The organism is Fusibacter sp. QWL-12 (assembly GCF_058683495.1).
This window is the reverse complement of record NZ_CM178745.1, coordinates 257,490-281,042: the sequence shown is the minus strand read 5'-3', so window position 1 is coordinate 281,042 and position 23,553 is coordinate 257,490. Positions and strand designations below refer to the sequence as shown.

Sequence of the window (23,553 nt, the reverse complement as noted above, 5' to 3'; positions counted from 1 at the left end):
GAGGCACGAATGAGTCAAGGAGTACTTAACCGGAAGAGAGAAATTGAATATACTCAAAAGCAAATTGAAGCTTCCGTATGCACAGTACGAAAAGCGTCGCCTGAAGAGATTGAAAAAATACTAAATGAAAGAGGTGTATCGATGGGCAAAAGAGGACCAAAGCCAGGATTTAAACGAGATAAACGTGTAAATGAAACCGAGCTAGCTGACCAACAAACCATTAAAGGCGAGAAAAAGACTATAAATCAACTTGCTGATGACTTGGGAGCAGTTAGAAATTCATCAGATATTCACTCTATAGATGACCTATCGGATTTTTCTAAGTTAGGAAAGTATGTCGGTAAAACAATCGTATTCGGGTCACTTTTTAAAATGGATACGGCAATCGTCAATGAAATATTAGAATTAGAACGAACAGGATATCTTAAACGTGTATCAAAAGGATTCAACTATTTCAGAATTATTAAGATAAACAAATCAGTTCAACAACAGCTTCAAAAGCTTCAAGAAAGTGACGCGTTTAAGGAAATATCTATTGAGCAAGCGAAAGATGAAATCAAGAAAAAAAGACAAGAAGTTAAAAAAATAATAAAAGAACAAAAACCTGCTCCTGATGACTTGGAACCTATAGCTAAGAATGCAGTTAATAGCGTGTTAGAAAAAGAATTAGCAACTGAAAATAAAGATGTGGATTTTAAAGGTGGTTATGTAGATGTTCAAGGCATGAAGCTGTGTGATAATGCTGCAAATATCATTATTCCTATTGCAAGACCGCCACTAGGAATAACACCTAAATCACAGGATGAAAAATTATTAGATGAAATAATAAGTGATCACATACCTGTAAGAAAACCACCTCTTGGTATTGCACCTAGAAAATTGCATGACAGAGCCAGACTCAGTGGACTTATATCTGCAATCTGCAGATATATTGAATCAAGTTATGAAGTACCTATTGAATGGATTGTTGAATATAACGAGCTTGTTTGCAGGGTGAAGTAGATGACTAGAGAAGCAAGGTACATGAGAACGCTCAGAGAAAACAGAAAGTACAGAAGTCAATGCACCAGGTGTGGCAAAGGAAAGCCTCATGATGGATTTTTTCAATGTGTTGGATGCAGATGCTATCTAGTAGAGTACAGGGTTAGAAAGAGAGGGCAGTGATGGCTAAAAATATTATTAATCAAGGTGTAAAACCAGTCCTGGTGTTTAAATGTAATTTATGTGAGTGCGAATGGGAAGATGACAAATTCAGTGTAAGTGAAAGACCTTCACCTTTCAGTGGTTTAATGCTTGGAATGCGAAATAATATTGAAGCAACTTCAAGTAGATGCCCAACGTGCAATTTGACATCTTATGATGGCAAAAAGGTTAAGAAAGAAAGTGAGTCAATATGAGAAAAAACATATCAAAAATAATAGGGTTAGTTGCAGCGTGGATAATAATTATTGGAACAGTAGGCGTTGCTGTTGCAATATTTAGGGCAATAATATTATTTTTCTGGAATCTAGTATAAAACTTAAACCAAAATATTAAAAACGAAAAGGGAGAAAGAACATGAGAAAATTATTTTTTAAAGGACAGAAACTAGCATTATTAATTATGATTATGGCATTGGTACTAAGTGGTTGCTCATTATCAGGATCTTCTCAAGATCAACAAAATCAACGAAAGGTGACGGAAGTGTTAACAGGTAATCAGCAAACGCCAACAGATATTAATTATTCACTTGAAAGAGACAATCTTATCAGAAGAGCATACTGGGTTAATGGAATGAGAGAAAAAGCTATTTCATTACCTTCGGCTGTTGAAAGGCCATTGGGATATATTGCTCTATTTTCAGATAGTGGGGCTATTGTTGGAAAGTTCGTTGTAAATGGAAAAGTGTCATCACTTAATAGTTTTTTAACACCAGATAGTGAAGCTTACAGTTCTGACTTAACCATAAGATGGCTTGCGGATGTTGATGGATCATATGGTAAAAATGCAGAAGGAATATTCTTTTTTACTCCTGATGGTAAATATATTGAGTGGACAGGAAAATATCTTTATACAGATATCCCGTTTGAGATAGATGAACCAGTTATTAAGTTTCAGAATTAGGAGGAATCATGAATAAATTTTTAATAACAGTTGGAGTAATAATATTTTTACTATTGATTTTCGTAATGCTAATTCCTGATACAAGAGCAGCAATGAACTCCTATATTTTTAATTTAAAAAAAACGGATGATAGTACAAAGTATGAAACAATAAAAAAAGTTGAGGACACTGCAAGGGCAATGATTGCTTCATATGAAAGTGACATTCTGACTTATGAGCAGTATAAAGACTCGGAAAATAAAGAAAAGCAAGAGTGGGCAGAACAAGCTAAAATGCGCGCAAATAAAACCGCATCAAGTTATAACAACTACATTTTACAAAATAGCTTCATTTGGAAAGAAAATATACCTGATGATATCAGAAGAAATCTTGATTATATCGAGTGAAAGAGGAAAGATGAATAGTGTAGTATTAATCGGTCGGGCTGCACGTGATCCAAAGCTTAGGTTTGTACCTGGCTCTGGAATGGCAGTAGCAAACATAACAATGGCCATAGATAAAGGCTTATCAAGAGAAAAGAAACAAGAGCATGAGTCTCAAGGCAAACCAACAGCTGACTTCATAAGAATTGTCATTTGGGGTAAACAAGCAGAGAATGCATCACAGTACTTAGAAAAAGGCAAACTATTTGCCGTTCAAGGTTCAATTCAAACGAGCAACTATAAAACAAGTTCAGGTGAAACAAGATATGTGACTGAAGTGCTGGCAAATAGAGTTGAGTTTCTTGAATGGTCAAATGCTAAATCTGATAATGGCGATTTTAGTTTTGAAGGACAACCATCGTTCTCTGACTTTCAAAACATTGAAGATGACGATGATGTACCTTTTTAGAGGGATTTATTATGAGTAAATGTTTAAGGTGCAATAAAAACGATTTGGATGCAACAGGATTTTGTGAAGATTGCTTGGAAAAATGTTCTAAAGATACTGTTAGCATATCTCAAGAAGAATATCAGAAGCTCAGATATAAAGAAATGTTATTTGATGCAATGCAAAATTCAAATGAGGAATTAAACTAAAGGTTAATTTTGAGGATGGAGGATTTGTGAGTAAAAAAGAGTTGATGGAATACATTTGGCTTGGTAAAAATATTGAGAAAATGAGAAAAGTATTAAACGAATTAAATGACCAAGCTGAGTTCTTGTATCAATCACCAAAGCTTAGTCATGAACCAAAATCTACTGAGCCGAAAGATGATAAAATACTTTCAATCGTAGTTAAAATTGATGAAGCAAAAGAAAAAATAGGTGAATTGATTAGAAATAGATGTACTACACTTATAAAAATTGAAACTTATCTGTCTAAGCTTGAAGAAAAAGAACGTTTTTTGATGCACTCTAGATATATTTCTGGAACGTCGTGGGAGCAAATAGCAGTGGATATGGGTTATAGCATCCAACACGTTTGGAGAATGCATGGAGATATACTTAAAAAGATGAGAGATAATGAGAGTTGAATCTGTGCTAGACTGTAAGTGTAAAAGTTTGATAGCGATCGCGAGTGCGGTCGCTTTTATTTTGCAAGGAGGCTTCCGTGAGCAAAGGAAAATATATAACTCACGTCAAGCCCAAGTTAGCACTTATAAAGGGTTGGGCTAGAGACGGACTATCTGAAAAGCAAATAGCAGCAAATGTAAATGTAGCCTATTCAACGTTCAGAGAGTACAAAAGTAAATACTCGGCATTATCGGCAGCATTAAAAGAAACTAAAGAGGTTGCTGATTATGAAGTCGTTAATAGTTTATATGAACAATGTTTAGGCAGATATGTTAACGAAACGAAGGCTATTAAGTGCAAAGAAGTATATTATGATGAACAAGGTAGGCGTTGCGAGAGAGAGTCAATAAGGGTTGTAGATGTTAAAACATATATAAAACCTGACACATTAGCAATGGCTATTTGGGTGAATAATAGAATGCCTGATAAATGGAAAAAGAACTCAAATAAAGAAACCCTTGATCAATTGAAGTTTGAGTATGAAAAAGAAAAAGACAAGAAGAAAGACTGGTAATTATGGCACGTTCAAGGCTATTACAAAGTTTTTATGCATCTACTCCATGGAGACAGCTAAGGCTTAAATTAATCATGGAAAGAGGCAATGTTTGCGAAAGATGTGGGAAGGTAATAACAAACACCGAGGAGATCATTGGCCATCATACCATAGAGCTTAATGACAATAATGTCAGAGATCACATGATAAGCCTTAATCCTGATTTAGTAGAACTAGTGTGCTTTGATTGTCATAATAACGATCACGACAGATTTAATGGTGGTGTTAAGGTTGCAAAAGAAAGAGGAGTCTACTTAGTATATGGACCACCATTATCTGGAAAGAAAACCTATGTAAAAAAGCATATGACTCAAGGTGATTTAGTAGTTGATATGGATAGTCTGTTTGAAGCGATTAGTTTTCAAACAAGATATATTAAACCGGATAAGCTTTTACCAAATGTAATGGATGTCAACAAACTACTGCTTGATCATATTAAGACAAGACACGGAACCTGGCATAGCGCTTGGATCGTTGGTGGTTATGCTGACAAGTATAGAAGAGAGATGACCATTAAAGACACAGGCGCAACACCTGTACTCATGGACACATCAAAAGATGAATGCCTTATGAGACTTGAGATGTTACGCGATGAACGAATGAAACAAAAGCGAGAATGGGAGATATACATCAACAGGTGGTTTGAAAAGTATCAACCATAGCCCCCCGGTGTGTAAAAAAAGAGTGAGTTTTCCTAACCGAGCCCCCCCTCAGTTCTTTTTTACACAGTCAATTTTTTGAAAAATGATTGGAGAAATTTTCAGAAATGAAAAAAAGTCTTGTTGTTGAAAAAGAAAAAATGAAGTTGATTGAAATATTCAAAGATATTGATGATAAACAGAAAAAGCTAGTCGAATCATTGATAGACGAAGCTGCCTTTCTTGTTGGTGAAAATTTTGTGTTAAAAGAGTTAATTGAAAAAGTTGGAAGCGTTAGATTTAATCCAGATAATCCAGCTCAACAGAAACAAACACCAGCTGCAGCTCAATATCTAAAGAATTTAAATTCTTACACAATTGTGATTAAGACTCTAAATTCAATTTTAATGAAGCAATCACCAGAAGAGGATGATGATGAATTGAGTGATTATGAATGACAGGATCTTACCTTTGGGAATATATTGAACGTGTTGAAAGAGGCGAAGAGATTGTTGGCCTTGAGATAAAACAAAATTTAACGATACTAAAAGAACATTTTTCAGATCCTAGCATAACTGTAAACTTAGAACCTGCTCATAAGCGAATCAATTTTATCGAGAGCAAGTGTAAATTATACGAAGCACCATTTGCAGGAAAACCATTTATATTGACGTTATTTCAAAAAGCGATTGTAGAATCTATACACGCTTTTTTTATTTATGATTTTGAGATTGATAGATTGGTGCGAAAATATCAGGAAATGCTACTAATGATCGGTCGCAAGAATGGAAAGTCGCCATTTGCAGCGGCACTTGGATTGGCTGAGTTTTTCTGTGGTCCAGAAGGGATAAAGATACTTGCTGCATCTAATGACTATGAACAAGCTGACATAGTTTTCCAAGCCATCAACTCAATGAGAGAAGAAAGTCCAGCTCTTGAAAAAGTGTCTAGAAAGAATATCAAAGGCATATTCTTTGGAAATCCTAAAAAGCCAAAGAAGAAAGGTAAGTTTAGTTATAGAAATAAAGGCAACATCAGAAAGATCTCTGCAAAAACAGGCGCTAAAGAAGGTCGAAACGTTGGCGTAGTTATCGTAGATGAAGTTCATGAGCTTAAAGACAACGAACTCATCATGCCTTTACGTCAAGCACTCTCGACACAGGATGAGCCCCTATATTTCGAGATATCTACAGAAGGTTTCATAACGGATGGTTACTTAGACACTAGGCTAATAGAAGCTAGGCAAGTACTGAAGCGTGAAATTGAACGACCTCGTTGGTTAATCTGGCTGTTCACACAAGACAGCGAGAATGAGATATACGAGGATGAAAGTTCGTGGCCAAAATCAAACCCGGGATTAGGCGTGATCAAAAAATGGTCATACCTTAGAGGTTTGATGGAAGAGGCCAAAACTAATAAGGTAACAAGAGCCTTTGTACTTGCAAAGGACTTTAATATTAAACAAAACAATGCTTCAGCATGGTTGATGGAAAGCGAGTTCACTAACACCGTTGTGAAGCCTGAAGAATTTTTCAAAGGAGCAATGGGAATAGGTGGCGTTGACCTAGCTGAGACAACAGACCTCTGCTGTGCAAAGGCACTAATTATGAGATCAAACGATAATAACAAGTACTTCTTAACAAAGTATTTCATTCCTGAAGCAAAGATTGAACTTGGCACTGAGGAAGATAAAAAGAACTACCTAGAGTGGGCGCGTCTGGGACTCATTGAAGTAACACCTGGTAATGAAAACGACTTTGCTAAAATCACAGAGTGGTTTATATGGCTTTATAAGTCACTGGGAATCAGTATGTATCGCATTGGTTATGATAATGCACTAGCTAAGTACTGGGTCAAAGAAATGGAAGAGATAGGGTTCGATATGGAGAGAATCCCACAAAAACCAGATGAATTATCCAATCCGATGAAGCTACTCGAATCAGATTTAAAAGCAGGATTGGTGGTTTATAACAATAATCCAATAGACAGATGGTGTCTAAGTAACACAGCAATGAAAATCGATTCATTAGGACGCATAATGCCAATGAAAATCAACGACTTAAAGAACAGACGCATCGATGGTAGTGCAGCAAAGATCATTGCTTACGCAACTTACATGCGACACAGAAACGAATATCTTAATTCAGTGAGGTGATGAAATGGCCTTGTTTGACATTTTCAAAGGCTTTACTGCGGGTAGCAGAGAGCGAATGGCACTAGCAAAGATGATGAATAGTACGCCGATATTTTCACAGTTTGGTGACAATATATATGCGTCGGATGTGGTTCAGAATTGTATCGATGTCATCGCCACTGAGATATCAAAACTACAACCGCAACATATTCAGACAAATAACAAAGGTGAACAGAATAGACCAAAGAGCAGCATAAACAGACTTCTTAGAATATCACCGAACCCATTTATGACTACAAGGGATTTCTTAGAAAAAGTTGTATGGTTGCTTTTTTTAAATTACAACGCGTTTATATATCCGATGTACGAGGTTTACCAGGACGGAGATGTCTACCGAAAGAGGTACACAGGTCTTTATCCGCTAAATCCTAGTCAAGTAGTTTTCGAGCAGGATCCTAGTGGTAAGTTGTACGTTCACTTTTACTTTAAGCAAGGACTTGATTTCAGATTGCCTTATGATTCAGTCATACACCTTCGAAAGAAGTTCTCAGCAAATGACATCATGGGTGGTGGATATAATGGTCAACCAGATAATGCGCCATTGCTTAATATTCTTGAGACAAATGATGTCATCATGCAAGGCATAGGTAAAGCAATCAAAACGAGCCTATCTGTAAGAGGCATTGTGAAAATTAGCACTTTACTTGATGACGACAAGCAAAGAGCAGAACGTGCCAGAATTGAAAAACTACTTTCATCAGGAGACTCAGCTATTTTACCTGTTGACCTTAAAGGCGAGTTTACTCCGATCACAGTAGATCCAAAGATGATTGATAAGGACACAATGGAGTTCTTGGATTCTAAAGTGCTTAGATGGTATGGCGTGAGCCTTGCCATTTTATCTGGAGATTTTACAGACGATCAGTACCAAGCGTTCTACGAGAAAACGCTAGAACCACTGATTATAAGTTTAGGTCAAGCATTCAGTAAGGTCTTGTTCTCAGATAGGGAGATAGACGTTGGTAATGAGATAGTATTCTACCAAAAGAACATGATGTATCTATCCACAAACGCGAAGCTAAACTTGCTAAAAACTGCTGGAGAACAAGGCCTTCTGACTGATGATCAAAAGCTCGCACTTATCGGATATCCACCGATTGGTGGCGAAGATGGTGCGAGAAGAACTCAGTCACTTAACTATGTTGATGTTCATCTAGTTAACGACTACCAGATGCAAAAAGCCAAAGCGCCAAGAATAGACGCGCAAGGGGGTGCAAACTAATGTCAAAGTCAAATATTGATAAAGCAATGGAGACGATGATCGTCACCAGAGCATATGCAGTTGAAGATTTCAAAGCTGAAGCAAGAGCAGAAGGCGACAAGAAAGGCGTTACTGGTCACGCTGCAGTATTCGGGAGAATGACAAACATAGGTGGTTGGTTCAATGAGATCATTGAGCGCGGTGCATTTGAGAGTGCCGACCTTACCGACGTTTTATTCTTTGTTAACCACGATACAAGAAAGATACCTCTAGCCAGATCGAGAAGGAATAATGGCAATAGTACGATGAAGCTAGGTGTAGACGACATCGGTCTCGCAGTTGATGCCGACTTTGACACTGAGAACAATGCAGAAGCTAAGAGCCTACACAGTGCCATAGCACGTGGCGACATTGATGGCATGAGCTTCATGTTCAGGATCAAAGAGGACAAATGGGAGAACCTCGACACTGATATGCCGACAAGGCGTATCTTAAAAATTGCTAAAGTATTCGAAGTGAGTGCGGTTAATATGCCAGCTTACACCGATACTGACATATCCGCTAGAGACCAAGCGGCGCTGGATAGCGCAAGGCAAGCTCTGGAGAGAGCTAAAGAGCTGGATAGCTCCAATGCAGAATTAGAACTTTTAAAAGAAAAAAATAGAATTAGAAGGAGCGTAACTATATGAAAAATTGGTTTTTAAAACAACTCAAAGCAAAAGAGGCAAGACAAGCAGAGCTTGTAAAGAAATCAGATGCATCTAATGACCTCGCTGAGGTGAGAAGCATTGGCACAGAAATTGCAACTCTTGGCGAAGAAATCAAAGAACTTAGATCGATTATTCAAACGATCGAAGAGGAAGAAAGAGCTGCAGCGTCAAATGGCGATCCACAGGCATCAGCAGCAGAATCACAAACAGAATCTAGAGCAGCAGCTGGCGTGCCAGGACAAGCTCAAGTGATTGCTGCAACATTCGGCGCAGGCGTTGACATGAGAGGTAATCAAGACATCTTTAAACAAATCGAAGCTAGAGCAACTGACCTTGTCGCTGGTAAAGCGGTAACATTCACAAACGAAGAGCTAGTTGCACTTGAGAAAAGAACAACAACTATCGCTGGTGGAACTTTGATCGTTCCTAAGAACTTCTCAAATACACTCAATCCGACTTTTAACGAAATCTCAGGTATCATCAACCAGGTTAATGCAATCAGCTTACCAGGTGGCGATACCTACACTAAAGGTTATGAAAAGCCTATTGGTGAAGGCGACTACTCGGCTGAAGGTGCTGATTACAATGAATCAGATCCTGCATTCGGATATGTTGACATCGTAAAAGCTAAAATCACAGTTTACTCTGAGATCACAGAAGAAGTTAAAAAACTTCCAGCAGTTGACTATGCATCTTATGTATCAGCAGCAGTAATGAATATGCTTAGAAAGAAAATTGCTAAACAAATCTTTGTCGGAGCAGGTGGTGCAAATAAACTCGCTGGTATTCTTACAGCGATAGATCCACTTACTAATGACATTGACATTGACGCGATCGATGCAGATACGCTCACAAAAATCGTATTCGGTTACGGTGGCGATGAGGATGTTGAAGGCGCTGCTACTCTTTACGTGAACAAGAAAACGCTTCAAGCATTTGCTGAGGTTAGAGGAAGTGACAGCAAGCCAGTTTATAAGATCACTATGAATGGCAATAGTGGAACTATCGGCTATGTTGATGGCAGCTTGACTGTACCATACACACTTTCAAGCATTCTCACTTCATTTGCAGCAACTGCAGAAGATGCATTCTTTGGTGTTTACGGTAACCCAATGTTGTACGAACTCACAACATTCTCTGGCGTTGAGATTTTAGAATCGAGAGATTATAAATTCAAGAGTGGCCAGATCGCATACAGAGGTTCTGTATTTGTTGGTGGTTCGCCTGCAGCTTACAAAGGATTTGCGAGACTCAAGAAAAACGCAGTCGCTTAATGAACTAAGAGGGGCAGGCCAAGTGCCCGTCCCTATTTTTATTTAGAAAGGTGGAGAAACCATGGGTAAGAAAACAATTGCAGAGAAGCAACTAGATGACCAAAAGCAACTAGACGACCAAAAGCAACTAGATGACCAAAAGCAACAGGATGACCAAAAGCAACAGGATGACCAAAAGCAACTAGATGAAAATGACCTAGATCATGATAATGGGAATGCTGGTATCCCTGAAATTAAGATTCAAGACACCACTAAACTCGACTTAGAAGTTCCGAGTGTGGTGTTTTTTAAAGTTAACAAACCACTCGGGGCAGCGTCATACAAATTGTTAGAGGATCGCGTCGACGCAATCAATCAAAAATACTCAGACAAAGTCACTATCATTCTAGTGCCTTTTAGTGTGAACGCAGAGAAAGAATAACCAGGGGGTGAGATTATGATACTCACTGAGGCAGAAGCAAAAGACATGCTCTTTCTGGATCCTGAGACAACATATCCTCAACTTGCCATCATTCTGCCAGGTATTGATGATTACATCAAAACCGCAACAGGGTTTGACTGGGGAACAACAACCACAACATATACCGAAATTGACAAAGTCGCTAAATTGGCGGCTTCAATTTTGCTATCACAGTGGTTTTACAACCCTCAGGAAATGGGCAAGGACAACTATGCGGTGGTTGGATTTATCGCGCAGCTACAGGCTAAAGTTCTGCCGGAAGAGGTGACATCATGAGCATAAAACCCGGTGAACTAAGACATAAGGTCGACATATTAAAACCGCCTGAAGCGCGAAACGATTATGGAGAAATTGACGAAACTGGGGACTGGACCATATTCAAAGAAGGTGTGTGGGCGTCGTTCTCTCCACTAAAAGGTAGGGAGTTATTCACAGCGCAGCAGATCAACTCTGAGATAACTGTCAAAGTAAAGATGTGGTACGTTCCAGGAATCAAAGCCAACATGCGTATTCGTTCGAGAGGTCAGGTTGTCGAGATTGTTGGTCCGCCAATAGACGTGGATCAATTGCATAGAGAACTCGAACTCATGTGTAAAGAGGTGAGCTGATGGGTTTAAAAGTCGATCAAAGAAGCCTTGATGACATCATCAAGACTTTAGAAAAGATTAACACCCTTACTCAGAAACAAGTTAATGTGGCAGCGAGACTAGGCGCAAGATTTATCCAAAAGAAAGCCAAAGAGAAAGCTCCTGTTTCTGAGGACGGTTCTCATGGAAAACCTAGAGGGTTTCTTAAGAAAAACATCAAGATCAAGGCTGAGAAAAGCAAAATTAAGTCTAAGAAGGTATATAGAGTTGGAATTGGTGGAGAAGCTTGGTATGGCGTGTTCCCTGAATACGGAACAAAGAAAACTAGAGCAAAGCCATATCTAAGACCTGCGTTAGATGAAAATCGTAATGAAGTCACTAAGATTATTCTTGAGGAAATCGCGAAAGGGGTGGATAAGGTCAAATGATAGAAAAAGCATTGAAAGCAAAGATTGAAAGCGTATCAGATGGCGCAAAATCTTATCCACTACAAGCTCCTGAAGATTGCAAAACACCATATATCGTTTATCAGAGATCAGGAACCGACCGAGTACCTACGCTAGATGAGCAAGGTATGTACAAGGTCGGTTTTCAACTTACGATGGCAGAGAAAAGTTACACAAAAATGGTTGAACTAAGAGCGAAGATCAGAAACGGTATCGAGTTTCAAACTGGTGTATTTGCTCCAAATACTCCGGAAGTTTCAAACCTTCTCATTGAGAACGAAAACGAGTTCTTTGATTCTGATATGAAGGAATTTATAGGGATACTCGACATTTTAATAATTTATAACTAGGAGGTAGTCAAATGAAAACTACTGGTAATAAAACCACATTTAAGAAAGGTACAACTGCAGTTGGTGAAGTGACTAGCATAAGCCCTGTCGCGATTACAACAGATGCCATTGAGACAACTTCACTTGATGACGATTTCAGAACATACATCCCAGGATTAAGTGATGGTGGTGAAGTCACAGTAACAGGCCACTATACAGGTGACGAGGCGGGCCAAGACGCACTTCAAGCAGCGCAAGCTGCAAAGACAACAGATGCTTATAGTATTGTTTATCCATCTGCAATTGGAATGACATGGTCGTTTAATGCTTTCATCACTAGCTTTTCAATTCTTGATGCTACAAACGATGATCCAATTGGATTTGAAGCTGTTTTGAAAATTACTGGAGAACCAACACTTGCAGCAACAGTTTAATACAAAGGGGCCAAGTGCCCCTTAATTTTTTAATTAATTGGAGGTTTCTATGTCAAAACCATATATACCGTATCAACTAGATAAAATGAGAAATTTGAGATATGGCATGAAAGCTTTCTCTCTTGTTGAACATAAGGTGGGAGTGCCACTCGCTAAGATAGATTTAAATAATTTAACTATGGATCAGCTCGCAACACTTATATGGGCGGGGCTCGCTCATGAAGATAAAGAGCTTACAGAAGAAAAGGTCATGGATTTAATTGATGATTACTCTGATATCAAAGAGGCGTCCGAGATGCTTACTAAAGCTATCACAGAAAGCTTAGGAAAACCAAGAATCACTACACCAAATAAAACGAGAAAAAAGTAGATGACGAGTGGGACTGGTCTGGAATGATGAAGTCTGCAGCTAGAGCAGAAATTAAACCGTCAGATTTCTGGGATATGACACCACTTGAACTCACTGTAAGTGTAGAAGCTTTCGTTGAAACACATTCTGAGAGATTCAAAGAGGCAGTTACTGTTGCTTATATGAATGCAGCATGGCAGCGATCAAAGAAAATGCCTGGCCTTAAAGGTGTACTCAGAAAGATAGATGGAAACACATCTAAAGGCAAACGCAAGGTACAGACAGCAGAGGAAATGTATGCGGTAGCAGTTGAAATGACTAAAAATCTAAGCAAAGCGAGGTGAACGGATGGGTATTGTTAGAAACCTGCTCGTCAGGGTAGGTGCTGACCTTTCAGACCTACAGAAAAACTTAAAACAAGCACAGAAGATGTTTAAAAATCTTGGTAAAGACCTCAACAGAATCGGTGAGAGCATGACAAAGAAAATCACCATGCCAATTATTGCTGTCGGTACCGCGTTCACTTTAATGGGGTTAAAGTCAGCCAAGGCAGCTGACGACCTCGCTGACTTGTCAGCAATCACCAATATTGGTGTTGAGGACCTTCAAGCATTTGCTTATGCAGGAGAAATTCTTGGCACAGATTTAGAGACAATTACCGACGCGCAAACCAAGCTCACTCGTTCAATAGCAGAAGCACATGGTGGAAATAAAGATGCAATTCAATCGTTCCAGCAATTAGGTGTAAGTATATATGATGCTGAAGGTAATCTGAGAACTGCGAATGATATCTTCTGGGATGTTCTAGATGCACTTGGCAAAATTGAAGATCCAGTACTAAGAGATGCATTGGCCATGGAACTTATGGGACGAAGCGCTCAAGACTTGAATCCATTAATCAAAGCGGGATCTGAAGAGATTCAAAAATATATGGATAAAGCCGAAGAACTTAACTTAATAATGAGTGAAGAGCAAGTCATGGCATTAGCAGATTTAAATGATGCATGGAGTACTCTTAAATTTCTATTTGGACAAGTAGGAAATATTATAACTGCTACACTTGCACCAGCTTTACAAAGCATTATAGAATCAATCACTGCTAAACTTCCAGAAGCCACGCAACAACTTAATGATTTGGTTAATGAGTTTCTCAATCTAGATCCATCAACTCAGTCGTTTATATTAACTGCAATAGGACTACTCGCTGCACTAGGACCAATCATTTTGGTACTAGGAAAAGTTGCAGCGGGAATATCCGCTGTTGCGGGTTGGGGTATAGCTGTAAGCAAAGCTTTCACAGCGCTCGGAGCGGGAACAGGCACACTTGGGAGCGTTTTAACTGCGGTATTTGGTAGTATAGGTGGTGTAGTTGTTGCAGTGATTGCTATCATTGCTGGTTTGATTTTGATATTCAAACATCTATGGGATACCAACGAAGAGTTCAAGAACGCGATAATTACTATTTGGCAGACAATTGTTGAAACAGTCACTCCAATAATTCAGGGTATCTGGGATTTTATTATGCTAGTTTTTGGAGAGATGTACTCGTTTATAAGTGATATTTTAGTTCAATTAGTAGAAATTTTTGGAACAACATTTGAAATATTCGCAGAAATTTTTGAAAAGGGTCTATTCTTACTTATTTACTATCTTGAACCAGCATTTAAAACAATGCAGTTTATAATAGAAAATTTTGGTGGAATAGTCATAGACATATTTAAGTTTTTATGGGAAACAGTAACTACAGTTATAAAATCAGCACTTGATATTATTTCTGGAATATTAAAAATGGCACTTGGTGTTTTGACAGGTGATGTCGAATTATTTGGCGAAGGGTTCACGCAAGTTTTTGCAGGTATTTTTCTTGGAATTGCGGACATTGTTACATCTGCTTTTAATACAATAATTGGAATTGTTGAAAAAATCATTAACGGAGTTAGTAAAGCTATAAATGCAGTAAAGGAATTAATTGGTGTTCAAGGTAGCATGTCAAATGTTGAAGGTACAGGAGCACTTCAAAATGGTTTGAAAGCTGGCATACCTAAACTCGCTGATGGTGGTATTCTTACAGCACCTACACTGGCTATTGCTGGAGAAGCAGGACCTGAGGCAGTAATTCCACTAAGCAAGCTCGACAGTATGCTTGGAACAGGTAGCAAGGGTAATATCATCCAAGTTATCCTAGATGGTAGAGTGGTTCAAGAATTTGTTGACGATGGACTCGGTACCAAGTCGCTCGCATTCGGGGGTGTGTATTAATGCCAAGTTATCAAGTTGAGATTTACGACGTCAGCGCAGCACAGACGTTTGATATCACAAGTAAGACGCAATCCTTTCAGACGACCGAAGTGCTGGACACGCCGATACTTGATTTTAAGGTTAATTCTAGAGCTATCTATGAAGCTCACTTGTTCGACCGACTTACGATCAAGAAAGATGGCGCTACAGCACTAGGTGGCGTCGTAGTAGACCAGGCAGATAGAAATTCAAACAGCCAGAAAACGACGACATTTACATGCCAGAATAAAGGATACTATGCGCAAAAGCGTATTGTTGCTGAGGTTTACTACAACAGAACCGCAAGCTACATTTTGAATCACATGATAACTAAGTATTTCCCTGAAGTTAGTCCAAGCATGATCCAGGAGTCAACCGAAGTACTGAAGGAGATTAAATTCACTTATGTGAGCTTGGCCGATGCGATTGAGTACATCATGGACCTCATGCCAGGGTGGCGTTATTACATCGATAGATCAGACCGATTTCACTTCTTCTACAAGACAGATGGAACTGGAGTGGCAATCAATCAATCAATGCTTGAAATGGATAGCTTAGGCGTCGATTATGAAGGAATAGACCACTACAACAGAGTGTGGATAGTCGGAAACAAAGAAGCAGCACCCACCGCGATTGACGTATACTACACCGGAGATGGATCACAAAAGTACTTCGGGCCATTACCATATGAGCCAGCGAGTCTAGCGATTTATATCAAACCAGAAGGACTACCTGAGTATCAATTAACAGTCGGATCAGAAGGTTCTGATGGTGACTTTGAGGTTTATTATAACTCAAAGCAAAGGGTGTTCTATTTCAGCGATCCTTCTTTCATGATAGGCAAGATTCGCGCAAACTTTAAACCGATAAGACAATTTATCGATTATTTTGAGAATGTCGCAGATCGTGATAACTATGGTTTAATGGAACGTGCAGTAAAAAATAAAGATGTCACCAACCAAGCCGAAACTAGACGTTATGGCAGAGCTCAGGTTAATGAATCTAGTATAGTCAGCAGAAAAATCAGATTCACGTCGGACCATCCTGAAATTCTGAGTGCTACACTTGGTCAGAAACGTTCTGTTAGCATCGTAAAAAACGAGTGGAGCATCACAGGTAACTTTGTATTTACGAGAATTACAAGAGACATATCAGCAACTAGAGCAAGAAAAGAGATTGTCTCTGTAGAGTTAGAGGAGCTGATTTAATGGCGACACTTACAAACCAAATCAATAACCTAAACAAAAGAGTGGTGGCACTTGAAAACTCAGAACTTTCTAGTACAGATGCAGTGCCTTTTATTGTGAAGCTGTACGCTTCATTGGAGACGAGTCCAGCTCTTAGATGTTCTACCACGACCAAAGTCAAAGCAGGACAAAAGATGTCTGCAGGCGCAGCAAGTGCAGCTAATGATCTAGCAACCAAGATAAATTATGGTGCAGTCGGATCTGGAGTTGTTCCTTTGCCTGGCAGCATAGGAGTTCCTGATGAGGTTGATAGAAAACAAATCAACAATGCTACAGCTGTTGAGAGTAGTGATAATCAAGTCGTTATAGTTTTCAGTTCTTACTTTGATGAACAGTCAGGTAATGGAGAAACACTCACTAGTGCAGCTGTTCTTTATGAAGCTACTGAGTCTGTTGGAACTGGAAAAGTCGTGGCAAGTGAATCAATCAGCATAGAAAAAACTTCGGCAAAGACGCTCACCGTATCAGCCGAAATAACAATAACGGAGGTATAAAACGATGCCGTATATAAAAAAAGAATGGATAAATGATATACCTGGCGTTCAAGATGGCACATCAATTGATGCTGAGAACATGAACCATATAGAATTAGGGTTAGAGGAAATATTTAATTCATTTGAAGGTTTGATGAATAAAGTTAGTATTTATGGAGCAACCAGTAACCCCAATTCACCAGTAGCACCATTTTTCTTGACAAATAGTTCCGCAAACCCTGTATCGGGAATCTATTTTTATATTATGACAGTAGCTTATGGTGACATGTTTGATACTGGCACAGCAAATAACTGTATGCAAATTGCCATTCCATATAATTCGGATAATTATGGTATATATTTTAGGCGTAGAGTCAGTGGAACTTGGTCAGCCTGGAAAAAAGTGTGGTCAGATAATAATCAACTCATTCAAAACTCAGGGATAACTGTTACTAATTCTGGATGGGTAGCAAGCGGTGATGCTGATTATCCTGTAAAAAAAGATATTTCTTTTACAGGATTAACATCAAATGACACTGTTGAGTTCAGGTTTAATAGAGCAACAAAAGCTATAGCTGATGAAGCAGGCATTGAGCTTAGCGAGACATCTACAAATACATTAACTTTATTTGCAGAAAGTATACCTTCTGGCTCTGTGGTGTTTAACTACTTTGTCATTAAGGGGGCTTAACATGGTAGGTAAATCAAACGTTAGCGGAAAAGGAATTAAATTTAGAGGAAACGCAGGTGGTGTGGTTACTGCTTTGACCACTACTACTAAAATATCAAAAACAGGTCTAGGTATTTTAACTGCAATATATCCAGGAGGAAGTAATGTTGAAGGTCATATTTGGGTAGATGGTGTATTGCGATTTAGATTTTTTGCCAATGCAAACCAATCTCTAACTTTAATGATACCTTATAAAAGTAGCTTAGAAATTAGAACGACGGATACAACAGGATTCTATGCATTATTTGGAATAGGAAGCAACGATCTAAGAAAAGCAACACCAGTTGTTGAGAAATATAATTTAACTAATGGAGGTACAAAAACAACTTTAATACAGTCGATCACTGGGCGTGGATTTTTATTACTTTTAAACGCACCAAGTATTGGACAAAAGATTCTAATTGATGGTGTTGAAGTATTTAATAGAGATGCATTCACAATTGGTTTAAATGGTTTGTTTTTGAGATTTAATTCATCTTTACAGTTTTATGGGAATGCTTCAGCAGGAGCAAGAGACTGGATTGTTTATCTATTAGAATAGTTGGAGGAGTTATGGGAAATATTATTTTTGAGGATGAAAACCATATCATGCCCGATGGTACTTGTTGGCATTTAAAAGTATATGACACAATGATTTTAGATTTAGATGGCCAATTGGTTAATTCACACTCTCTTGTAAGAATACCGACAGACAAAGAAAAAGAGTCGCAAAGACTTGCAGAGGAAAAGCAATTAAGAATCGAAGAGTTAAAAACAATAATAGCAGATAAAAAACTTTTAGATTTAGATTGTAGTACTGAACAATCTGAATTAGCATTGCTGTTAGGCTATCCAAATAATTAATTTTGATATATAGGAGGGAAAATTGGACAATATCAGAGAGCTTAAGCTCACAATATCAAGTGCACTTGCAGTCATTTTCTATTTTATAGGCTGGCAAGGAGCACTTTTTGTTTTGCTTGCATTAGCAATGGCGATTGATTACATCACTGGATCCGCAGTTGCACGCAGCAAAGGTGAATGGGAATCAAAGAAAGCAACTGAAGGCCGCATTAAAAAAGCGTTGGTTTTTGTGGCAATAATTATTGCACTAATTTTGGATAGTTTAATAATGATTTTGATTGGGCACACAAGCATCTTTACATTGCCATTTGAGTGGCCATACCTATTTACTGTAATCTCATTGGTTTGGTTTATTCTTAGTGAAGCAGGAAGCACTCTAGAGAACTTGGCAAATAGAGGTATAAATCTACCGAATTTCTTAGTCAAAGGTATAAAAATATTAAAAGGTAAAGTTGAAAATGCAGGCGATCAATTATTGAAAGAGGAGGAAAAAGAGTGAAAGATTTATTGTTTGATTTTAGGTTTGTAGTAGTTCTATTGCTTTGCTCTTTGCTATTCGCGATTTTTGAATGGGAAAGATTCAAAACCAAAGTAACGGCTATTATGCTCAGCGCAAAACAACTGTCAAAAGATACAGTTCTTTTAACTGGAAAAGAGCAAGAAGACTATGTGGTAATGAAAATACTTTCATATCTGCCTTCGTGGCTGCACAAAGCAATTCCTGAAGATATATTAAGAAAGCTAATCAAGTATCTATATAACAGAGCTATGGACTATATTGATGACGGTGTATTTAATGAAAGCATTGGAGGCGCAAATGAAAAACACTGATTTTGCTGAAGCAGCGATCAATATTGCTGAGAACTTTAATACAGTTTACATGTGGGGAACTTTTGGTGCACCTGTATCAGAAAAACTAATCACTCAGAAATCAAAGCAGTATTACTCATGGTATAGTGCGGCAAGACAAAAGTTATTTAGATCTTTTATTGGTAAAAATGTATTTGCATTCGACTGTATTGGTCTTATCAAAGGGATTCTTTGGGGCTGGCATGGAGATATTTCAAGAAGTTACGGCGGGGCTATGTACACAAATAATGGTGTACCAGATATTAATGCAAATGTGGCCATTGGAATGTGCAATGATATATCGTTAGATTTTTCAAAAATTGAAATTGGTGAAGTTGTTTGGATGACTGGTCACATCGGCATTTATGTTGGAAGAGGAAAAGTTGTTGAAGCAACAACCAAGTGGAAGAACAAAGTACAAATTACAGCATGCCTTAATATCGCACCAATCCAAGGAATGAATGGTAGATCGTGGACAAAACATGGAAAACTTCCTTGGGTTGAATATGAACTTGATGAAACTGAAACGCTTATTGAAGAACTTATTAAGCACAAAGTGATAACAAGTAAGAAGTATTGGATAGATGCTCTTAAAGGCAATAGGATTGTTGATAAAGACAGCTTAAAGGCTGCGTTAAAAAATGCTTTAAGAGAAATTGATAAATAGCGGCCTTATGGTCGCTTTTTTATTGACTCAACCTCTATCGATGTTATACTAGTGGTAAGTATTTACAATGGAGGATTGAAGATGGCAAACAGAAAAATCTATAAGAAATTAGAATTCTACCATATGTGGTTTAAGAATTCTGATGGGCATCTTAAGAAAGTTAATCTTGAGAAGTATTTTGAGAGAATTATAAAGAGTGCAGATAAGTATGTTCAGCATGAGGATGGTTTAATGACCTGTAGGTTTCATTTAGAATCATTATCACATACTTTCGTAGTTACATATAATTCAGATGACAATTTCATTTATTTTGAAGTATCTAAACCAGTACCAATATACGACATGAAACAAATGAATATTGAAGAACAATCTGAAAAGGATATAAACCTTGATCCAGATGAGTATTTTTTCAAAAGTCTCTACATTGTGATTGATAAAAAGAACTTAATATTAACTGTAATGCGTGGGGCATCTGCACCTAGTCTAGAAGATTTTTGTATTGCATTTCTAAAAGGGTCAGGCAAAACAAGAGATAATAAGAGTGTTGAAGTATTTTTTGATATTAGTTTTGTTCCAAATTCAATTGCACTAGAAAAAGAAAACATTAAAAAACTTACAGGTCTAGAATATTCATTTTACTCTGCAAATGATGCATTTAAAAATTCAACACTTTCATTACAACAACGATTTAAGAAGGATTTACCATTTAGAAAAGTAACTATAAAACTAACTGATATTGATCAAGATGAAGATAGTATTAATGATGTTTTGGATTATATTAAAGAGCTTAAGTTAATAAGCAACACACAGGACTCAAATAATTTGATTAATTTAAATTCGCTAACTATTAACGCAGCATATAAGGATCTTGATCAATATGTTACAACACATGATTTATTAAGATCATATTTTGCTTTAAAAATGTCTTATGAAATTGAGGATGGGTATAAACAAATTGCATCAGAAATAATTTTTACAAATATAAGAAATGAATATATAAAAGTAAGGGGGAACATTCCATCACACCTAGATGAAAATGGGAGTTATAAATGAAAAAAAATAAAAAGATAGGGTTTATTGAGCTTCTATCGACCTCAAAAATTACAATAATAAGTTTTGTATTAGTTTTGTTAATTTCAGTATTATCTAGACATAAAATTATTGTAGTTGACTTAAGGAAGTACTTTTTGATTCTTGATAATATGTCTCTCGATAAAAATACAATATTTTCAATATCAACGGTCCTTATTGGATTAATATTTTCTTCAATGAGTATATTAGTATCGGCATGCGAGAGAAAAGCATACAATAAAGAACTGTTAAAAGCTTTGGTACTGTATATGAAGTTGGGAATGCTAAGTTTTGGGATTTCAAGCATTATAGCAATATTTAATAATTCATGGGCAGTGAAAGGAATTGGGAGAGCGTTTGATACTATACTCATTGTGATTTTTTCAACAGCTTTGGTAATATTTTTTGAAGTGATAATGAGCACAATTAGAATAATCGATAGTATTCAGGGTTCGAATGAAAAAGAAAAAGGAGAGTATATTGATTTTTAATAAAAATAGCTGCACTTAGCAGCTATTTTTTTATTTCATCAATGCAATTTCTGCAGATTATCTTATTCTTAAACATTACAGTGTTTCCAACTTCACCACATATAACACAAGAATGCTCATATTTTCTCAGTAAAATTGTGTCACCATCAGTGAAAATCTCTAACAAATCTTTTTTGTCTATAGTTAATGTCCTTCTAAGTTCAATTGGGATTACTATACGACCTAGTGGATCCGTGGATCTAACAATACCTGTAGATTTCAAAATTAGTATTCCTCCTCAATTAGTGTGATTTGTTCTAAGAATTTTTCTAAGTCATCTTCGCGTATGTCGACTAATTTGTTCTTGGTAAATCTTACCACAAAAACAGTTCCAGAAATACCCATATTTTCGAAAAGAAAATTTGGATTATCATATTCTGTATTCGATTGGACAAGAAGCATTAGTCCACCACCAAGATTAATGGGCAATAAATTTAATTTATTTTCTTCGCATAACTCGGATATGGATCGTGCATTTACATGTATTATCTTTGAACAACTAGAAGGATTCTTTTGAATTATTTGAGGCATATAAACTCCAATCATTTTTTTCTAGTATAACATAAGGACATTTTATTTTTGATATCTTTTGATATAATAGATAAGATACGAACTTTGTTTGGCTATATGGGAGGAAATAAGAATGTCTAAAAGAGAAACACTTAATATTAAATCAATGGATGAGATCGTCAATAAGAATGACGAAAGCATTCGTAATATAAGAAATATTACAGATCAATATTATATGGAAACCGGAAAAAGAAAACGCGTGCTTACTCAAACTTACGGTTGTCAGATGAATGAGCACGACTCAGAAAAGTTGAATGCCATGCTGGTGGATATGGGCTATGAGATCACGAAGAAGTTTGACGATTCGGATTTGATCATATTTAATACGTGTGCGGTGCGTGAGAATGCCGAGTTTAAGGTGTATGGTAATCTTGGGCATGTGAAGAAGCTAAAAGAGAAAAAACCGGATTTGACACTTGCGGTGTGTGGCTGTATGATGCAGCAACCGCATATTGTTGCGGAGATTAAGAAAAAATATAAATACGTTGACCTCGTGTTTGGAACGCACAATTTGATTAACTTCCCTTCGCTGTTAGAGGCGACTTTGACAGGGAAAGGTCAAGTGGTTGAGGTTTGGGATACAGAGGGCGATGTCATAGAAGGCATGAGATCCAATCGCAAGAAAGAAGTTAAAGCCTATGTGAACATCATGTTTGGCTGTGACAATTTCTGTACGTACTGTATCGTTCCTTATACAAGAGGCAGAGAGCGCAGTCGTAAGCTTGAGGACATCGTAGAAGAAATCAGAAGCCTTGCACTCAATGGCACAAAAGAAGTCATGCTGCTGGGACAAAACGTCAACTCATACGGTAAGACGCTTGAAAATCCTGCTGATTTTGCGGATCTTCTCCTTGCAGTCAACGCCATAGAAGGCCTTGAGCGCATTCGATTTATGACGTCGCATCCGAAGGACATTTCACAAAAGCTCATCGAGACCATGGCAGCTGCTGACAAAGTGTGTGAATACTTGCATCTACCGGTTCAAGCGGGTAGCAATTCCGTTTTAAAACGCATGAACCGCAGATATACCAGAGAACAATACCTCGACATATTGGACCGTGCAAGGGGCTTAATGCCTGAGCTTGGCGTAACCACTGACATTATTATGGGCTTCCCTGGTGAGACGGATGAGGACTTTGCTGAGACGGTGGATATCGTAAAGCGTGTGGGCTATGATTCGGCGTTTACGTATCTTTATTCCATCAGAACGGGAACCCCTGCTGCGAAGTTTGAAGATCAGGTGCCAGAGGATGTAAAGCACGCTAGAATTACAGAGCTGCTTTCAGTACTCAATCCAATGGTTGAAGAAAGGATGCATTCATATGAGGGCAAATCCGTTGAAATCTTGGTTGAGGATTTCTCTAAGAGCTCAAAAGCAGTCCTGATGGGACGTACGAGAAACAACCTTACAGTGACCTTTGAAGGCGATGCTGAGTTGATCGGCAAGCTGGTGATGGTGAAGATTACAAAACCTAAGAAATTCTCATTGTTTGGCGAGTTTGAATCGGTGGTACGGTAAATG

General features: G+C 37.7%; 37 protein-coding genes. 35 read left to right on the top strand and 2 right to left on the bottom strand.

The window, feature by feature from the left end:
* Positions 1-9: 9 nt before the first annotated feature.
* The 34 genes from AC4PID_RS01685 to AC4PID_RS01520 all read left to right on the top strand — a co-directional run bounded on the left by AC4PID_RS01685 (position 10) and on the right by AC4PID_RS01520 (position 21,422).
* Positions 10-1,002, top strand: a complete 993-nt coding sequence (locus AC4PID_RS01685; protein ID WP_492133855.1) for a hypothetical protein — start codon at positions 10-12, stop codon at positions 1,000-1,002.
* Between the two features lie 161 nt (positions 1,003-1,163).
* Entirely contained in the window at positions 1,164-1,397 is a 234-nt protein-coding gene (locus AC4PID_RS01680; protein WP_492133854.1) for a hypothetical protein, read from the top strand.
* Complete coding sequence (locus tag AC4PID_RS01675) at positions 1,394-1,516, top strand: hypothetical protein (RefSeq protein ID WP_492133853.1); 123 nt, start codon at positions 1,394-1,396, stop codon at positions 1,514-1,516. Before AC4PID_RS01680 ends, AC4PID_RS01675 begins: the two co-directional genes overlap by 4 nt.
* Positions 1,517-1,557: 41 nt before the next feature.
* On the top strand, positions 1,558-2,103 hold the full coding sequence (locus tag AC4PID_RS01670; protein WP_492133852.1) for a hypothetical protein: 546 nt from the start codon (positions 1,558-1,560) through the stop codon (positions 2,101-2,103).
* Positions 2,104-2,111: 8 nt separating this feature from the next.
* The gene (locus AC4PID_RS01665; RefSeq protein ID WP_492133851.1) at positions 2,112-2,489 is read left to right on the top strand and encodes a hypothetical protein; all 378 of its coding nucleotides are present in this window, start codon (positions 2,112-2,114) and stop codon (positions 2,487-2,489) included.
* Positions 2,490-2,499: 10 nt separating this feature from the next.
* Positions 2,500-2,934, top strand: coding sequence for a single-stranded DNA-binding protein (locus AC4PID_RS01660; RefSeq protein WP_492133850.1), 435 nt, complete (start codon positions 2,500-2,502; stop codon positions 2,932-2,934).
* 11 nt (positions 2,935-2,945) lie between these two features.
* Entirely contained in the window at positions 2,946-3,122 is a 177-nt protein-coding gene (locus AC4PID_RS01655) for a hypothetical protein (protein WP_492133849.1), read from the top strand.
* A gap of 26 nt (positions 3,123-3,148) precedes the next feature.
* Positions 3,149-3,559, top strand: a complete 411-nt coding sequence (locus AC4PID_RS01650) for a hypothetical protein (protein WP_492133848.1) — start codon at positions 3,149-3,151, stop codon at positions 3,557-3,559.
* 77 nt (positions 3,560-3,636) lie between these two features.
* Positions 3,637-4,113, top strand: coding sequence for a helix-turn-helix domain-containing protein (locus AC4PID_RS01645; RefSeq protein WP_492133847.1), 477 nt, complete (start codon positions 3,637-3,639; stop codon positions 4,111-4,113).
* A gap of 74 nt (positions 4,114-4,187) precedes the next feature.
* Positions 4,188-4,814, top strand: coding sequence for an HNH endonuclease signature motif containing protein (locus tag AC4PID_RS01640; protein ID WP_492133846.1), 627 nt, complete (start codon positions 4,188-4,190; stop codon positions 4,812-4,814).
* A 104-nt stretch (positions 4,815-4,918) separates the two neighbouring features.
* Positions 4,919-5,248: a hypothetical protein gene (locus AC4PID_RS01635; RefSeq protein ID WP_492133845.1), complete on the top strand. Its 330-nt coding sequence runs from the start codon at positions 4,919-4,921 to the stop codon at positions 5,246-5,248.
* On the top strand, positions 5,245-6,945 hold the full coding sequence (locus AC4PID_RS01630) for a terminase large subunit (protein WP_492133844.1): 1,701 nt from the start codon (positions 5,245-5,247) through the stop codon (positions 6,943-6,945). The genes AC4PID_RS01635 and AC4PID_RS01630 overlap by 4 nt, the downstream gene beginning before the upstream one ends.
* Positions 6,946-6,949: 4 nt before the next feature.
* A complete protein-coding gene (locus tag AC4PID_RS01625; protein WP_492133843.1) occupies positions 6,950-8,206 on the top strand; it encodes a phage portal protein in 1,257 nt (418 codons plus the stop codon).
* Entirely contained in the window at positions 8,206-8,874 is a 669-nt protein-coding gene (locus tag AC4PID_RS01620) for an HK97 family phage prohead protease (protein WP_492133842.1), read from the top strand. Before AC4PID_RS01625 ends, AC4PID_RS01620 begins: the two co-directional genes overlap by 1 nt.
* Complete coding sequence (locus tag AC4PID_RS01615) at positions 8,871-10,169, top strand: phage major capsid protein (RefSeq protein WP_492133841.1); 1,299 nt, start codon at positions 8,871-8,873, stop codon at positions 10,167-10,169. The genes AC4PID_RS01620 and AC4PID_RS01615 overlap by 4 nt, the downstream gene beginning before the upstream one ends.
* A gap of 61 nt (positions 10,170-10,230) precedes the next feature.
* Positions 10,231-10,590 (top strand): hypothetical protein, encoded by a 360-nt coding sequence (locus AC4PID_RS01610; protein ID WP_492133840.1) that lies wholly within the window; start codon positions 10,231-10,233, stop codon positions 10,588-10,590.
* A gap of 15 nt (positions 10,591-10,605) precedes the next feature.
* Positions 10,606-10,905, top strand: a complete 300-nt coding sequence (locus AC4PID_RS01605; RefSeq protein ID WP_492133839.1) for a head-tail connector protein — start codon at positions 10,606-10,608, stop codon at positions 10,903-10,905.
* On the top strand, positions 10,902-11,237 hold the full coding sequence (locus AC4PID_RS01600; protein ID WP_492133838.1) for a phage head closure protein: 336 nt from the start codon (positions 10,902-10,904) through the stop codon (positions 11,235-11,237). The genes AC4PID_RS01605 and AC4PID_RS01600 overlap by 4 nt, the downstream gene beginning before the upstream one ends.
* Positions 11,237-11,644, top strand: a complete 408-nt coding sequence (locus AC4PID_RS01595) for an HK97-gp10 family putative phage morphogenesis protein (RefSeq protein ID WP_492133837.1) — start codon at positions 11,237-11,239, stop codon at positions 11,642-11,644. The genes AC4PID_RS01600 and AC4PID_RS01595 overlap by 1 nt, the downstream gene beginning before the upstream one ends.
* Complete coding sequence (locus AC4PID_RS01590) at positions 11,641-12,012, top strand: hypothetical protein (RefSeq protein ID WP_492133836.1); 372 nt, start codon at positions 11,641-11,643, stop codon at positions 12,010-12,012. Before AC4PID_RS01595 ends, AC4PID_RS01590 begins: the two co-directional genes overlap by 4 nt.
* An 11-nt stretch (positions 12,013-12,023) precedes the next feature.
* Entirely contained in the window at positions 12,024-12,425 is a 402-nt protein-coding gene (locus tag AC4PID_RS01585; protein WP_492133835.1) for a phage tail tube protein, read from the top strand.
* Between the two features lie 49 nt (positions 12,426-12,474).
* Positions 12,475-12,795 carry a tail assembly chaperone gene (locus AC4PID_RS01580; protein WP_492133834.1) on the top strand — a complete coding sequence of 107 codons (321 nt, stop codon included), beginning with the start codon at positions 12,475-12,477 and terminating at the stop codon, positions 12,793-12,795.
* Positions 12,796-12,818: 23 nt separating this feature from the next.
* On the top strand, positions 12,819-13,118 hold the full coding sequence (locus AC4PID_RS01575) for a hypothetical protein (protein WP_492133833.1): 300 nt from the start codon (positions 12,819-12,821) through the stop codon (positions 13,116-13,118).
* 4 nt (positions 13,119-13,122) lie between these two features.
* On the top strand, positions 13,123-15,033 hold the full coding sequence (locus tag AC4PID_RS01570) for a phage tail tape measure protein (protein ID WP_492133832.1): 1,911 nt from the start codon (positions 13,123-13,125) through the stop codon (positions 15,031-15,033).
* Positions 15,033-16,259: a hypothetical protein gene (locus AC4PID_RS01565; RefSeq protein ID WP_492133831.1), complete on the top strand. Its 1,227-nt coding sequence runs from the start codon at positions 15,033-15,035 to the stop codon at positions 16,257-16,259. Before AC4PID_RS01570 ends, AC4PID_RS01565 begins: the two co-directional genes overlap by 1 nt.
* Positions 16,259-16,792, top strand: coding sequence for a hypothetical protein (locus AC4PID_RS01560; RefSeq protein WP_492133830.1), 534 nt, complete (start codon positions 16,259-16,261; stop codon positions 16,790-16,792). Before AC4PID_RS01565 ends, AC4PID_RS01560 begins: the two co-directional genes overlap by 1 nt.
* Positions 16,793-16,796: 4 nt before the next feature.
* A complete protein-coding gene (locus tag AC4PID_RS01555; RefSeq protein ID WP_492133829.1) occupies positions 16,797-17,462 on the top strand; it encodes a pyocin knob domain-containing protein in 666 nt (221 codons plus the stop codon).
* Between the two features lies 1 nt (position 17,463).
* On the top strand, positions 17,464-18,042 hold the full coding sequence (locus tag AC4PID_RS01550; protein ID WP_492133828.1) for a hypothetical protein: 579 nt from the start codon (positions 17,464-17,466) through the stop codon (positions 18,040-18,042).
* A gap of 11 nt (positions 18,043-18,053) precedes the next feature.
* Positions 18,054-18,344, top strand: coding sequence for a hypothetical protein (locus AC4PID_RS01545; protein ID WP_492133827.1), 291 nt, complete (start codon positions 18,054-18,056; stop codon positions 18,342-18,344).
* Between the two features lie 22 nt (positions 18,345-18,366).
* Positions 18,367-18,843: a phage holin family protein gene (locus AC4PID_RS01540; RefSeq protein WP_492133826.1), complete on the top strand. Its 477-nt coding sequence runs from the start codon at positions 18,367-18,369 to the stop codon at positions 18,841-18,843.
* Positions 18,840-19,175 (top strand): hypothetical protein, encoded by a 336-nt coding sequence (locus AC4PID_RS01535; protein ID WP_492133825.1) that lies wholly within the window; start codon positions 18,840-18,842, stop codon positions 19,173-19,175. The genes AC4PID_RS01540 and AC4PID_RS01535 overlap by 4 nt, the downstream gene beginning before the upstream one ends.
* Positions 19,162-19,860, top strand: a complete 699-nt coding sequence (locus tag AC4PID_RS01530) for a hypothetical protein (protein ID WP_492133824.1) — start codon at positions 19,162-19,164, stop codon at positions 19,858-19,860. The genes AC4PID_RS01535 and AC4PID_RS01530 overlap by 14 nt, the downstream gene beginning before the upstream one ends.
* Before the next feature lie 81 nt (positions 19,861-19,941).
* The gene (locus tag AC4PID_RS01525) at positions 19,942-20,913 is read left to right on the top strand and encodes a hypothetical protein (RefSeq protein ID WP_492133823.1); all 972 of its coding nucleotides are present in this window, start codon (positions 19,942-19,944) and stop codon (positions 20,911-20,913) included.
* Complete coding sequence (locus AC4PID_RS01520) at positions 20,910-21,422, top strand: hypothetical protein (RefSeq protein WP_492133822.1); 513 nt, start codon at positions 20,910-20,912, stop codon at positions 21,420-21,422. Before AC4PID_RS01525 ends, AC4PID_RS01520 begins: the two co-directional genes overlap by 4 nt.
* 22 nt (positions 21,423-21,444) lie before the next feature.
* Here AC4PID_RS01520 and AC4PID_RS01515 read toward each other — a convergent pair whose 3' ends face one another.
* A complete protein-coding gene (locus AC4PID_RS01515; RefSeq protein ID WP_492133821.1) occupies positions 21,445-21,684 on the bottom strand; it encodes an AbrB/MazE/SpoVT family DNA-binding domain-containing protein in 240 nt (79 codons plus the stop codon).
* A 2-nt stretch (positions 21,685-21,686) separates the two neighbouring features.
* A complete protein-coding gene (locus tag AC4PID_RS01510; protein WP_492133820.1) occupies positions 21,687-22,007 on the bottom strand; it encodes a hypothetical protein in 321 nt (106 codons plus the stop codon).
* A gap of 130 nt (positions 22,008-22,137) precedes the next feature.
* Here AC4PID_RS01510 and miaB point away from each other — a divergent pair, with 130 nt between their 5' ends.
* On the top strand, positions 22,138-23,550 hold the full coding sequence (gene miaB / locus AC4PID_RS01505; protein ID WP_492135406.1) for a tRNA (N6-isopentenyl adenosine(37)-C2)-methylthiotransferase MiaB: 1,413 nt from the start codon (positions 22,138-22,140) through the stop codon (positions 23,548-23,550).
* Positions 23,551-23,553 lie beyond the last annotated feature (3 nt).